The organism is Streptomyces sp. NPDC042002 (genome assembly GCF_055588305.1).
On the sequence record NZ_JBVJCT010000004.1, the window covers coordinates 393,171 to 405,834 of the forward strand.

Here is a 12,664-nt window from a genome sequence, read left to right on the forward strand (position 1 = left end):
CCGTTCATGAAGACCGCATCGAAGCCCCCCGCAGCGCTTCCTCCGGCCGCCGTCGGCGTGCCGGAGGCGCCGCGGTCGGCCGGGCGCCGGACCGGGGGACCGTGGCGCCGGCGCCTGGCCGACCAACTCCGTGCGTACGCCTTCCTGATCGGCGGCCTGCTCTGCTTCGCCCTGTTCTCCTGGTACCCGGCGATCCGCGCGGTCGTGATCGCCTTCCAGAAGTACACCCCGGGCAGCGGCGGCGAGTGGATCGGCACGGCCAACTTCACCCGGGTCTTCCACGACCCGGAGTTCACCGCGGCCTGGCGCAACACCCTCACCTTCACGCTCCTCGCCCTGCTCATCGGCTTCGCCGTCCCCTTCGTGATGGCGCTGGTGCTCAACGAACTGCGGCACGCGAAGGCGTTCTTCAGAGTCGTGGTCTATCTGCCGGTGATGATCCCGCCGGTCGTCAGCGCCCTGCTGTGGAAGTGGTTCTACGACCCCGGAGCGGGCCTCGCCAACGAGGCGCTGCGCTTTCTCCACCTGCCGACCTCGAACTGGTCCAACGGCGCCGACACCGCCCTCGTCTCCCTGGTCATCGTCGCGACCTGGGCCAACCTCGGCGGCACCGTCCTCATCTACCTCGCCGCGCTCCAGAGCATCCCCGGCGAGCTGTACGAGGCGGCCGAACTGGACGGCGCGAACATCCTGCAGCGGATCCGGCATGTGACGGTCCCTCAGACCCGGTTCATCATCCTCATGCTGATGCTCCTTCAGATCATCGCCACCATGCAGGTGTTCACCGAGCCGTTCGTCATCACCGGCGGCGGCCCCGAGGACAAGACCGTCACGGTGCTCTACCTGATCTACAAGTACGCCTTCCTCTACAACGACTTCGGAGGAGCCTGCGCGTTGAGCGTCATGCTGCTCGTCCTGCTCGGCGTCTTCTCCGCCCTGTACCTGCGGCTGACCCGCTCGGAAGGGGAGGACGCGTGAGCACCCGCACCCTGGTCTCCCCGCTCGCCCTGGCCCGCCCGCGCGGCAGGGCCGTCTACTGGACCGTCTTCAGCGGTGTGGTCCTGCTCTTCGCGCTGGCCTTCCTCTTCCCCGTCTACTGGATGGTGACCGGCGCCATGAAGTCGCCGGACGAGGTGACGCGCACGCCTCCCACCCTCGTGCCGGACCACTGGCACATCAGCGGGTACACCGACGCGTGGGACCTGATGGACCTGCCCACGCACCTGTGGAACACGGTGGTCCAGGCGGCGGGCGCCTGGATTCTCCAGCTCGTCTTCTGCACGGCCGCCGCCTACGCCCTGTCCAAGCTGAAGCCGGCCTTCGGCAAGGTGATCCTCGGCGGCATCCTCGCGACCCTGATGGTCCCCGCGCAGGCCCTGGTGGTCCCCAAGTACCTGACCGCCGCCGACCTGCCCGTCCTCCACACCAGTCTGCTCAACTCGCCGCTCGGCATCTGGCTGCCCGCCGTCGCCAACGCCTTCAACCTCTACCTCCTCAAGCGCTTCTTCGACCAGATCCCGCGCGATGTCCTGGAGGCCGCCGAGATCGACGGCGCCGGACGCCTGCGCACCCTGTGGTCGATCGTGCTGCCGATGTCCCGGCCCGTCCTCGGAGTCGTGTCGATCTTCGCCCTGGTCGCCGTCTGGCAGGACTTCCTCTGGCCGCTGATGGTCTTCTCCGACACCGACAAACAGCCCATCAGCGTGGCCCTCGTCCAGCTGTCGCAGAACATCCAACTGACCGTGCTCATCGCCGCGATGGTGATCGCCAGCATTCCCATGGTCCTGATGTTCCTGGTGTTCCAGCGGCACATCATCGCCGGGATCAGCGCGGGCAGCACCAAGGGCTGACGCCTGTACGCAACCTCCTCGAACGAAAGGCAACGCGCCGTGGGACAGCCCCGCCCTGCCCGAAATCAGTCCGCGTGGTGGCGCTCCGCCGTCATCTACCAGGTGTACGTCCGCAGCTTCGCGGACGGCGACGGCGACGGCACCGGCGACCTCGCGGGCGTCCGCGCCAGACTCCCGTACCTCGCCGAACTCGGCGTGGACGCCCTGTGGTTCAACCCCTGGTATCTCTCACCCCTGGCCGACGGCGGCTACGACGTCGCCGACTACCGCGCCATCGACCCGGCCTTCGGGACACTCGCCGAGGCGGAGAAACTCATCGACGAGGCCCGCGAACTGGGCATCCGCACCCTGGTCGACATCGTGCCGAACCATGTCTCCGACCGGCACCCCTGGTTCCGGGCTGCCCTGGCCGGCGGCCCGGAACGCGACTTCTTCCACTTCCGCCCCGGACGCGGCGAACACGGCGAACTCCCGCCCAACGACTGGCCGTCCCAGTTCGCGGGCTCCACCGAACCGGTGTGGACCCGGCTGCCCGACGGCGACTGGTACCTCCACCTCTTCACTCCCGAGCAGCCCGACCTCAACTGGGCGCACCCGGCCGTCCGCCGCGAGCACGAGGAGATCCTGCGCTTCTGGTTCGAGCGCGGGGTGGCGGGCGTGCGCATCGACTCGGCCGCGCTGCTCGCCAAGGACCCGGACCTGCCCGACTTCGTCGAGGGCCGCGACCCGAACCCGTACGTCGACCGCGACGAGCTCCATGACATCTACCGCTCCTGGCGGGCGGTGGCCGACGCCTACGACGGCGTCTTCGTGGGAGAGGTGTGGCTCCCCGACTCCGAGCGCTTCGCCCGCTATCTGCGCCCCGACGAACTGCACACCGCCTTCAACTTCTCCTTCCTGTCCTGCCCCTGGGACGCGGGACGGCTGCGTACCTCCATCGACGAGACCCTCGCCGAGCACGCTCCCGTCGGGGCCCCCGCCACCTGGGTGCTGTGCAACCACGACGTGACCCGCACGGTCACCCGCTACGGCCGCGCGGACACCGGCTTCGATTTCACCGCCAAGGCCTTCGGTACCCCCACCGACCTGGTTCTCGGCACCCGCCGGGCCCGCGCCGCCGCCCTGCTCTCGCTCGCCCTGCCCGGCTCCGTGTACGTCTACCAGGGCGAGGAACTCGGCCTGCCCGAGGTGGAGTTGCCGCTCGACAGCATCCAGGACCCGATGCACTTCCGCTCCGGCGGCACGGACCCGGGCCGCGACGGCTGCCGGGTCCCGCTGCCCTGGGCCGCCGAGGCCCCGAACGCCGGATTCGGCGGTGACCCCTGGCTGCCGCAGCCCGCCGACTGGCCCGTGTACGCGGCCGACCGGCAGGTGGAGGACCCCACCTCGATGCTGAGCCTCTACCGCGCCGCGCTCCGTATCCGCCGCACCGAACCGGGCTTCGGTGACGGCCCGCTCGGCTGGCTGCCCGCGCCGGAGGGCGTCCTCGCCTTCGCCCGTACGGACGGTCTGCTCTGCGTCGTCAATCTGGCCGACGGACCGGTCGAGCTCCCGGAGCACTCCCGACTCCTGATCGGCAGCGGCCCGTTGGACGCGGACGGGTTCCTCCCGCCGGACACGGCGGTCTGGCTGCGCGCCTGAGACCGCCGGACCGCACAGCGCTGTCCCCGCACCCCCACGATGAAGGGATCAGCACATGCACAGCACCAGAACTGTCAGGCGCATGCCGTTAGCGTGCGCCGCGGCCGTCGCCCTCGCCGCCGGCATGCTCAGCGCCGGCACGGTCCACGCGGCCGCGGCGGCCGCGGGGGCGACCCTGCCCTTCACCTCGGTCGAGGCCGAGTCCGCCACCACCACGGGCACCAGGATCGGCCCGGACCACACCCAGGGCACCCTCGCCTCGGAGGCCTCCGGACGACAGGCCGTACGCCTCTCGGCGGGCCAGCGCGTCGAGTTCACGGCACCCCGCGCGGCCAACGCGGTGAACGTCTCCTACAGCGTCCCCGACGGACAGTCGGGCACCCTCGCCGTGTACGTCAACGGCACCAGGATCTCCAAGACGCTCGCCGTCACCTCCAAGTACTCCTACGTGGACACGTCCTGGATCGCCGGCGCCAAGCAGCACCACTTCTTCGACAACGCACGGCTGCTGCTGGGCCAGAACGTCCAGGCGGGCGACAAGATCGCCTTCCAGGCCACCTCGACCCAAGTCACCGTCGACGTAGCCGACTTCGAACAGGTCGGCGCGGCCGCGGCCCGCCCCGCCGGGTCGGTGTCCGTCACCGACAAGGGCGCGGACCCCAGCGGCCAGGGCGACTCCACCCAGGCCTTCCGGGACGCGATCTCCGCCGCCCAGGGCGGCATCGTGTGGATTCCGCCGGGCGACTACCGCGTGACGTCTTCTTTGAACGGCGTCCAGAACGTGACGCTGCAGGGCGCCGGCGGCTGGTACTCCGTCGTCCACACCTCGCGCTTCATCGACCAGAGCAGTTCCTCGGGAGGCGTGCACCTCAAGGACTTCGCGGTCATCGGCGAGGTGACCGAGCGCGTCGACTCCAACCCGGACAACTTCGTCAACGGCGCGCTCGGACCCGGGAGTTCGGTCTCCGGGATGTGGCTCCAGCACCTCAAGGTCGGCCTGTGGCTGACCGGCGACAACGACAACCTCGTGGTCGAGAACAACCGCATCCTCGACACCACCGCCGACGGTCTCAACCTGAACGGCAACGCGCACGGCGTCCGCGTGAGCAACAACTTCCTGCGCAACCAGGGCGACGACTCGCTCGCCATGTGGTCACTGAACTCCCCGGACACCAACTCCAGCTTCGAGAACAACACCATCTCGCAGCCCAACCTCGCCAATGGCATAGCGGTCTACGGCGGCACCGACATCAGCGTCAGGAACAACCTCATCTCCGACACCAACGCCCTCGGCAGCGGCGTCGCCATCTCCAACCAGAAGTTCCTCGACCCGTTCTCCCCACTGGCCGGCACGATCACCGTCGACGGCAACACCCTGGTCCGCACCGGAGCGATCAACCCCAACTGGAACCACCCGATGGGCGCGCTGCGCGTCGACTCCTACGACAGCGCCATCAACGCCACCGTCAACATCACCAACACGACGATCACCGACAGCCCGTACAGCGCCTTCGAGTTCGTCTCGGGAGGCGGCCACGGGTACCCCACGAGCAACATCAACGTGACCGGGGCGACCGTCAGGAACACTGGCACGGTCGTCGTCCAGGCCGAGACGCAGGGCTCGGCGAGGTTCAGCAACGTCCAGGCCACCGGCGTGGGTTCGGCAGGCGTCTACAACTGCCCCTATCCGACCGGCTCGGGCACCTTCGCCGTCAACGGCGGCGGCGGCAACTCCGGCTGGAGCAGCACCTGGTCGGACTGCTCCACCTGGCCCCAGCCCGGTCAGGGCAACCCGCCCCCTGACCCCAACGCGAACCTGGCCAAGGGCCGCCCGGCCACCGCGACCGGCTCCCAGGACGTCTACACCCCGGGCAACGCCGTCGACGGAGACGCGAACAGCTACTGGGAGTCCACCAACAACGCCTTCCCGCAGGCCATCACGGTGGATCTCGGTTCTCCTCAGGCGGTCCGCCGACTGGTTCTGAAACTGCCGCCGTCGTCGGCCTGGGGCACGCGCACCCAGACCCTGTCGGTACTGGGCAGCACCGACGGCTCCTCCTACGCGACCGTGGTCGGCTCGCAGGGCTACCGCTTCGATCCGGCGACCGGCAACACGGTGACCGTCGCGCTGCCGGCCGGTACGGGCCTGCGCCACCTCCGGCTGAACGTCACCGCCAACACCGGCTGGCCGGCCGCCCAGTTCAGTGAAGTGGAGGCGTATCTGTCCTCGTGACCGACTCCCCGCGCTTCGCCGCCTGGATCTGCTCGTACACATGGGTCCGCAACTCGGCGAAGCGCGGGGCGACCCGGGTGTGCAACTGGTCCCGCTCCTCGGGAAGATCGACCTTCAGCTGTTCCTGTACGACGGTGGGGGAGGCCGACAGGATCAGTACCCGCTCGCCCAGGTAGACCGCCTCGTCGATGTCATGCGTCACGAACAGGACGGTGATCCCGCGCTGCCGCCACAGCCGGCGGACCAGGTCCTCCAGATCGGCACGGGTCTGCGCGTCGACCGCCGCGAACGGCTCGTCCATGAGCAGGACTTCGGGCTCGTAGGCCAGGGCCCGCGCGATGGCGACCCGCTGCTGCATCCCGCCGGACAGCTGCCACGGATAGGCCCCGGCGGCATCGGCCAGGCCGACGGACTCCAGCGCGTCGACGACCAGCTCGCGCCGCCGCGCCTTGCTCAGATTCTTCTGCTTCAGCGGGAGTTCGACGTTCGCGCCGACCCGCATCCAGGGGAACAGGCTGCGCCCGTACTCCTGGAACACGAACGCCATGCCGGGTGGCGGCCCGCTCACCCGCCGGCCCCCGAGCAGCACCTCGCCGGAGGTCGGCGTGAGCAGACCGCCCACGCACTTCAGCAGCGTGGTCTTGCCGCAGCCCGACGGGCCGACGAGACAGACGAGTTCACCCGCGTCCACCGTGAAGGTGAGATCGCGGACCGCCTCCACCCGGCGCCCCGACCCCTCGTAGACCTTCCGCAGGCCGGATACGACCAAAGACGCGTGCATGGACCGCCCTTTCGGATGCGTCACGGGGACCGCCGGGAGGAGTCGCGCAGACCGTGGTACCAGCCGAGCACCCGGCGCTCGACCAGTTGGAGGACGACCGAGAGGAGAAAGCCGAGCAGGCCGAGGACGAGGATCCCGGTCCACATGTCGGGGATCGCGAAGCCGCGCTGGAACTGCACGATGGTGAAGCCGAGTCCGTTGCTGGCCGCGAACATCTCACTGATGACCATCAGGATGATCCCGATGGACAGCGCCTGGCGCAGACCCGCGAAGATCTGCGGGCTCGCCGACGGCAGGACGACGGCGCGCATCCGCGCCGGTCCCGTGACGCCGTACGAGCGGGCCGTCTCGGACATCACGGAGTCGACGGCGCGCACTCCCTCGACCGTGTTGAGCAGGACCGGCCAGACGCAGCCGCTCGCGATCACCACGATCTTCATCGTGTCCCCGATGCCCGCGAACAGCATGATGACCGGGACGAGGACGGGCGGCGGCACCGCCCGCAGGAACTCCAGGACCGGTTCGCACACCGCCCGCACCTTCCGGTGCGAGCCGATGACCGTGCCGAGGGCGACGCCCACGACCGCCGCCGACGCGTAGCCGGCGAGCAGCCGCAGCAGGCTGGGCACCAGGTCCGCGCGGAGCCGCGCGCGGGTCCAGACGTCGGGGAACGTTCTGAGGATCGTGCGCAGCGGCGGCCAGTAGACGTCGGTGCTGCCGTCCGAGGTGAACCACCAGAGGACGATCAGCAGCGCGGGTAGCCCGACGACGAACAGCGCTTTCAGCAGCAGGCCGCCCCAGGCGTTCGGCTTCGTCCGGTCGGCCGGGATGTCCGTCACACCGCCACCTCCCCGCGTACCGACTGGTGCCAGGCCAGCGCATGCCGTTCCACCGACCGGGCGCCCACGTTGATCAGCAGCCCGAGCAGACCCGTGACCACGATCAGCGCGTACATCTCGGGCACGGCCTGCGAGGTCTGGGCGACCGCGATGCGCGCGCCCAACCCCGGCGCCCCGATGACGAGTTCGGCGGTCACGGTGAGGATGAGCGCGACGGCCGCGGCGAGCCGGACCCCCGTCATGACATAGGGGAGCGCCGTCGGCCACAGCACATGACGGACCCGGGCCCAGGTGCCGAGACCGTACGAGCGCGCCGTCTCCTCGGCCACCGGGTCGACGTCCCGCACCCCGTACATGACCTGGACGAGAACCTGCCAGAAGGACGCGTACACGACGAGAAGGAGCACCGACCGCAGCTCGGTGCCGTAGAGGAGGACGGCTAGCGGGATCAGGGCCACGGACGGGATCGGGCGCAGGAACTCGATCGTCGAGGCGGTCGCCTCGCGCAGATACGGCACGACCGAGACGACCACGCCCACCACGATGCCCGCGCCGACCGCGATCACCAGGCCGAGCGCCCAGCCCGTGAGGGTGTCGCCGAGATCCGTCCAGAAGGTGCCGTCGGTGATCTCGGTGCCGAACGCCCGCGCGATCCGGCTGGTCGGCGGGAAGTACCGCTCCTTGACGATGCCGACCCGCGGCACCACCTCGCCGAGAGCGAGGAAGGCCGCGAGGCCGGCGGCGCCCAGAGCGGCGTTCACGGCCCGTCCGGCGGAGCCGCCGCCACGCGGTTGCTCCCGCTTCACGGCAGCAGCTTGTCCAGATCGGGCGTCGACTTGAAGAGCCCGTCCCGCTCGCCCAGCTTCTCCAGCGTCTCGATCGAGGCCCGGTTCGCCTCGGCCGGCCACTTGGGCAGGGTCACCTTCGCCAGCACGGCCGCCGGGATCTTCGTGTACGTGGTGACGATCTGCCGGACCTCGTCCGGGTGGGCGTCGGCGTAGGCGAGGGATTCCGCGGTGGCCTCCTGGAACTTCTTGACCACGTCGGGGTGTTGCTGCGCGTACTGGTTCGAGGTGAAGTACATGGCGACGGTGAGGTCCTTCGCCACATCGACCAGGGACGAGGCGATCTCGGTCGCGCCCTGGCTCTTGACCGTGGCGAGCGCGGGCTCGACCACCATGGCGGCGTCGATCTGGCCGCTGTCGAGGGCCGCGGGCATCTGGTCGAAGGCGAGCTCGACGAACTTCACCTTGGACGGATCGCCGCCCGCCTTGCGCACCGACTCGCGCACGGCCGTCTCGTTGATGTTCTTCAGCGTGTTGACGGCGACCTTCTTCCCCTCCAGGTCCTTGGCCGACGTGATGGCGCTGCCCTTCTTGACCGTGATGGCACCGAAGTCCTTGCCCGCCACGCCAGTTGAGGCGACGCCGTTCGCGATGGCCTTCACGGGAACCCCGTTGGACTGGGCGATCATCAGCGAGGTCACGTTGGAGAACCCGAACTGGAACTGGCCCGAGACGACCCCCGGCACGATCGCCGCGCCGCCCTGCGCGAGCGTCATCGACAGCTTCAGACCGTGCTTGCCGTAGAAGCCCTTCTTCTGGCCCAGATAGACCGGGGCGACATCGACTATGGGGATGACTCCCAGTTTGACGGTGGTGGTACCGCCGGACGAAGAGCTCTTGTCCGAGGCGCCACCGCCGCCGGACGAACCGCAGGCCGACGCGGCGACCAGGAAGGCTCCGACCGCGATACCGGCGAGCAGACGACGCATGGCTCCTCCTGTGCAGACGAAAGGGTTCCGACAGGTTGTGCGCACACCGCACAATGGTGCTCAGCGCGAAGGTAGAACCCCGTCCGTGCCGGGTCAATGGCCTTGGCTGACAATATTGTTGACAGTTATCGAAGTGCGCTCTCGACTCGCGTGGAGAGCGCTCCGTGTCCCTCTGGAGGCGACGATGCCTGCGGCAGACCGAGCGCCCCACTTCGTCCGGTCCTTCGAACGCGGACTCGCCGTCATCCGCGTATTCGGCGCCGACCGACCGGAACTGACACTCAGTGAGGTCGCGCGCGGCTGCGACCTGACCCGCGCGGCGGCCCGCCGCTTCCTGCTGACCCTGGTCGATCTCGGATACGTCCACACGGACGGCCGGGTCTTCCGGCTCACCCCGCGCGTGCTGGAACTCGGCTACGCCTATCTCTCCGGCTTCACCCTCCCGGAGATCGCCCTGCCGCATCTGAGGCAACTCGCCGAACAGGTGGGGGAGTCGAGCTCGCTCTGTGTTCTCGACGGCGACGACATCGTGTACGTGGCGCGGGTGCCCACCCGGCGCATCATGACGGCGACGATCACCGTCGGCACCCGCTTCCCGGCCCATGTCACCTCCGTGGGCCGGGTGATCCTCGCGCACCTCACGGACGAGGAGATCGACGCCCGGCTGAAGCGAGCCGTTCCGCACCCCCTGACCGCGCGCACGATCGTCTCGCCGGAACTCCTCAGGGCGGAGCTCGCCCGGGCGCGGAGCCAGGGATACGCCATCGTCGACCAGGAGTTGGAAGAGGGCCTGCGCTCGGTGGCCGCCCCGGTGCGGGACCGGGACGGCACCGTGGTGGCGGCTGTGAACATCCCCGTGCACGCCAGCCGCAACAGCCTCGAATCCGTCCGCCGCGACCTGCTTCCCCACCTGCTGGAGACGGTCGCACGGATCGAGGGGGACCTCGCGGTCACAGATCCAGCACGAGCCGGCTCCCGCGACAGCGGGACACACAGATGAGCATCGTCTCGCCCGCCTCCCGCTCCTCTTCCGTGAGCACCGAGTCCCGGTGGTCCGGGGTCCCTTCGAGCACCTCCGTCTCGCAGGTCCCGCAGGTGCCCTCGGTGCAGGAGAAGAGCACCTCGACACCGGCGGCGCGTACGGTGTCGAGCACGGAGACACCGGGGACGACGGTCACCGTGCGCCCGGACCGCTCCAGGACGACCTCGAACTCCGTATCCCCACCCGCCTCCTGGGTCTTCGGCCGGAACCGCTCGACACGGAGCACTCCGGCCGGGCAACGCTCCTCCACCGCGTCGAGCAGCGGCCCGGGACCGCAGCAGTAGACGAGGGTGCCATCCGGGACCGCGTCCAGCACGGGGGCGAGGTCCAGCGGTCCGGTCTCGTCCTGCGGAGCAAGGGCGACCCGGTCCCCGTACCGCCCCAACTCCTCGGTGAACGCCATGGAACCGCGGGTCCGACCGCCGTACAGCAGCGTCCACTCGGCGCCCGCCGCATCGGCCGCGGCGAGCATCGGCAGGATCGGGGTGATGCCGATGCCTCCCGCGACGAAGCGGTAGCGCGGGGCGGGCACGAGCGCGAAGTGATTGCGCGGACCCCGGACGCGGACCTTGTCCCCCTCGCCCAACTGCGCGTGCACACAAGCTGACCCGCCTCGCCCGTCCGGCTCGCGAAGCACCGCGATCCGCCATGTCCCATGGTCCGCCGGATCACCGCACAGGGAGTACTGCCGCTCCAGCCCCGGCCCGAGTACGACATCGATGTGGGCGCCGGGTTCCCAGGACGGGAGTTCGGCGCCGAGCGGATGGCGCAGGCTCAGAGCGAGCACGCCGTCGGCGACGAAGTCCCGCTGTTCGACGACGAGTTCGGCTTCGTACAAGTTCATGACCCTTTCCCCTGAGATCCGAAGAGGTTCCCGCTCCCGCTCCCGTACTGGTGCCCGCCCCCGCACCCGTTCCCATTCCCTTCTTCATGCTGTCCCTGGCCGACGGCCCGGGGTTCGTGGCCCTCGGGATGGGCGAGCATCCACTTCCACATCGCGACCGGGTCCTGGGCGGTGTGCTCGGTGCCGCAGTGACAGGTGCCGTGCAGTACATCGGTGCCCGGGAGCCAGTCGACGCGGTAGATCTCGCCGGTCGGGCCGGTCACCGCACCCTCTCCATCGGCTTGTCGCCCTCCTCGACCAGCCGGGCCAGGATGCGCCGGGCCGCGAGACCACCGGTGTCGATGTTGATGCTCAGCTCCTGGTAGCCGGCGCGTTCGGCGGCGAGGGTCTTCTGGAGAAGGTTGAGCGCGTCGACGTCCTGCATCACGACCGTGTGGTTGAAGTCCCGCAGGAAGGTGGTGACTTCGTCGTCCGAACGGGCGAAGTCACGGGAGACCGCCCAGAAGTCGTACACCTTGCCCTCGCCGGACGGCGTGATGGCGTACGTGATCTCGGTGTGGAAGGCGTTCGGGTCACTGCCGTCCGCCTCCGGCACAACGCCGACCGGTGCGATCCTGCTGTGCAGCAGATAGAGGCACGGCGCGTGGTACTCGATGTCCTGCCAGCGCGTGATGCGGCCCTCGATGCCGGTCGAACGGGCGTAGAACGGCGGGCACTCGGCGTCGTCCATGCGCCGGGAGACGCGCACGATCCCGGCGCCTTCGTCGACCTCGGTGGCGATCGGCGTCTCGGCGACCTCGGGCGTGCCGATGTAGCCGCCGTGCAGATACGTCTCGTGCGAGAGGTCGAGAAGATTGTCGACGAGGAGTCCGTAGTCCGCGTCGATGGGTTCCATGCCGCTGACCGTCGTCCAGTCCGGCGAGTCCATGTGCGGGGCACGCGGGACGGCCGCCGGGTCGGCGAGGGCCGGGTCGCCGACCCAGACCCAGACGAACAAGTCCCGCTCGACGACGGGGTAGGAGGCGACCCGGGCGGTGCGCGGTATCCGTTTCTGCCCCGGCACGTACACGCAGGTGCCCGTCGTGTCGTACGTGAACCCGTGGTAGCTGCACACGATCCGGTCACCGTCGAGCCGGCTCTCCGAGAGCGGGAAGCGCCGGTGCACACACCGGTCGGACAGGGCGACGGCCCTCCCGTCCGCCGCGGTCCGATACAGAACGAGCGATTCCCCGAGAACCGTCCGCCCGAGCAACTCCCGCCCCACTTCGTACGTATAGGCGGCGACGTACCACTGGTTCCTGGCGAAGGCGGTGGTGTGCGGCATGGGGCGACTCCCGTCTCTGGTGGGTGGTGGCATCGTCGATGAGGGCGTCATAGGGTCGCAATGCCCCTTCTGCCTGACGGAAGTCTTCGAGTAAAGCACCTGGTCAGGGCGGAAATACCGGTGCGGGGACCGCGCTGAGAGTCGGCCGAGCCGGCGGTGCACTTCTGTGAGGTCGTCCAGTCGCTGCCGGGACATCCCGGTCCGTGCAGGATCGGAGAGCAGCGCCTGGTCCGCCCGGCAGCCCCGAAGCGGGGGGGGGGGGGGGGGGGGGGGGGGGGGGGGGGGGGGGGGGGGGGGGTGGGGGGGGGGGGGGGGGTGGGGGGGGTGAGGGAAGTA

Annotated in this window: 12 protein-coding genes; 5 read left to right on the forward strand and 7 right to left on the reverse strand. The window is 69.6% G+C overall.

Going from position 1 to position 12,664, the window contains the following annotated elements; translation table 11 throughout:
- Nucleotides 1–6 precede the first annotated feature (6 nt).
- Genes ACZ6KY_RS09425 through ACZ6KY_RS09440 form a run of 4 tightly spaced genes read left to right on the forward strand, consistent with a single transcriptional unit; the run spans nt 7 to nt 5,724 of the window.
- On the forward strand, nt 7–978 hold the full coding sequence (locus ACZ6KY_RS09425; RefSeq protein ID WP_469309705.1) for a carbohydrate ABC transporter permease: 972 nt from the start codon (nt 7–9) through the stop codon (nt 976–978).
- Nucleotides 975–1,850, forward strand: coding sequence for a carbohydrate ABC transporter permease (locus ACZ6KY_RS09430; protein WP_469309706.1), 876 nt, complete (start codon nt 975–977; stop codon nt 1,848–1,850). The genes ACZ6KY_RS09425 and ACZ6KY_RS09430 overlap by 4 nt, the downstream gene beginning before the upstream one ends.
- 39 nt (nt 1,851–1,889) lie before the next feature.
- Nucleotides 1,890–3,491: a glycoside hydrolase family 13 protein gene (locus tag ACZ6KY_RS09435; RefSeq protein ID WP_469309707.1), complete on the forward strand. Its 1,602-nt coding sequence runs from the start codon at nt 1,890–1,892 to the stop codon at nt 3,489–3,491.
- A gap of 55 nt (nt 3,492–3,546) precedes the next feature.
- Nucleotides 3,547–5,724: a discoidin domain-containing protein gene (locus ACZ6KY_RS09440; RefSeq protein ID WP_469309708.1), complete on the forward strand. Its 2,178-nt coding sequence runs from the start codon at nt 3,547–3,549 to the stop codon at nt 5,722–5,724.
- Here the strand turns inward: ACZ6KY_RS09440 and ACZ6KY_RS09445 are convergent.
- Genes ACZ6KY_RS09445 through ACZ6KY_RS09460 form a run of 4 tightly spaced genes read right to left on the reverse strand, consistent with a single transcriptional unit; the run spans nt 5,693 to nt 9,118 of the window.
- Entirely contained in the window at nt 5,693–6,505 is an 813-nt protein-coding gene (locus ACZ6KY_RS09445) for an ABC transporter ATP-binding protein (protein WP_469309709.1), read from the reverse strand. The genes ACZ6KY_RS09440 and ACZ6KY_RS09445 overlap by 32 nt on opposite strands.
- A 20-nt stretch (nt 6,506–6,525) precedes the next feature.
- Nucleotides 6,526–7,335: an ABC transporter permease gene (locus ACZ6KY_RS09450; RefSeq protein WP_469309825.1), complete on the reverse strand. Its 810-nt coding sequence runs from the start codon at nt 7,333–7,335 to the stop codon at nt 6,526–6,528.
- 5 nt (nt 7,336–7,340) lie between these two features.
- Complete coding sequence (locus tag ACZ6KY_RS09455) at nt 7,341–8,150, reverse strand: ABC transporter permease (RefSeq protein ID WP_469309710.1); 810 nt, start codon at nt 8,148–8,150, stop codon at nt 7,341–7,343.
- Nucleotides 8,147–9,118, reverse strand: a complete 972-nt coding sequence (locus ACZ6KY_RS09460) for an ABC transporter substrate-binding protein (RefSeq protein ID WP_469309711.1) — start codon at nt 9,116–9,118, stop codon at nt 8,147–8,149. The genes ACZ6KY_RS09455 and ACZ6KY_RS09460 overlap by 4 nt, the downstream gene beginning before the upstream one ends.
- 184 nt (nt 9,119–9,302) lie before the next feature.
- Between ACZ6KY_RS09460 and ACZ6KY_RS09465 the strand changes: the two genes are divergently transcribed.
- The gene (locus ACZ6KY_RS09465; RefSeq protein ID WP_469309712.1) at nt 9,303–10,118 is read left to right on the forward strand and encodes an IclR family transcriptional regulator domain-containing protein; all 816 of its coding nucleotides are present in this window, start codon (nt 9,303–9,305) and stop codon (nt 10,116–10,118) included.
- Here ACZ6KY_RS09465 and ACZ6KY_RS09470 read toward each other — a convergent pair.
- Genes ACZ6KY_RS09470 through ACZ6KY_RS09480 form a run of 3 tightly spaced genes read right to left on the reverse strand, consistent with a single transcriptional unit; the run spans nt 10,069 to nt 12,328 of the window.
- The gene (locus ACZ6KY_RS09470; RefSeq protein ID WP_469309713.1) at nt 10,069–11,004 is read right to left on the reverse strand and encodes a PDR/VanB family oxidoreductase; all 936 of its coding nucleotides are present in this window, start codon (nt 11,002–11,004) and stop codon (nt 10,069–10,071) included. The genes ACZ6KY_RS09465 and ACZ6KY_RS09470 overlap by 50 nt on opposite strands.
- Nucleotides 11,001–11,267, reverse strand: coding sequence for a hypothetical protein (locus ACZ6KY_RS09475; RefSeq protein WP_469309833.1), 267 nt, complete (start codon nt 11,265–11,267; stop codon nt 11,001–11,003). The genes ACZ6KY_RS09470 and ACZ6KY_RS09475 overlap by 4 nt, the downstream gene beginning before the upstream one ends.
- The gene (locus tag ACZ6KY_RS09480) at nt 11,264–12,328 is read right to left on the reverse strand and encodes an aromatic ring-hydroxylating dioxygenase subunit alpha (protein WP_469309714.1); all 1,065 of its coding nucleotides are present in this window, start codon (nt 12,326–12,328) and stop codon (nt 11,264–11,266) included. Before ACZ6KY_RS09480 ends, ACZ6KY_RS09475 begins: the two co-directional genes overlap by 4 nt.
- Between the last annotated feature and the right edge of the window lie 336 nt (nt 12,329–12,664).

Coding starts and splice junctions, on each gene's coding strand:
- ACZ6KY_RS09425 (WP_469309705.1), top strand. CDS start 7: ATGAAGACCGCATCGAAGCCCCCCGCAGCGCTTCCTCCGGCCGCCGTC.
- ACZ6KY_RS09440 (WP_469309708.1), top strand. CDS start 3,547: ATGCACAGCACCAGAACTGTCAGGCGCATGCCGTTAGCGTGCGCCGCG.
- ACZ6KY_RS09445 (WP_469309709.1), bottom strand. CDS start 6,505: ATGCACGCGTCTTTGGTCGTATCCGGCCTGCGGAAGGTCTACGAGGGG.
- ACZ6KY_RS09460 (WP_469309711.1), bottom strand. CDS start 9,118: ATGCGTCGTCTGCTCGCCGGTATCGCGGTCGGAGCCTTCCTGGTCGCC.
- ACZ6KY_RS09465 (WP_469309712.1), top strand. CDS start 9,303: ATGCCTGCGGCAGACCGAGCGCCCCACTTCGTCCGGTCCTTCGAACGC.
- ACZ6KY_RS09470 (WP_469309713.1), bottom strand. CDS start 11,004: ATGAACTTGTACGAAGCCGAACTCGTCGTCGAACAGCGGGACTTCGTC.
- ACZ6KY_RS09480 (WP_469309714.1), bottom strand. CDS start 12,328: ATGCCGCACACCACCGCCTTCGCCAGGAACCAGTGGTACGTCGCCGCC.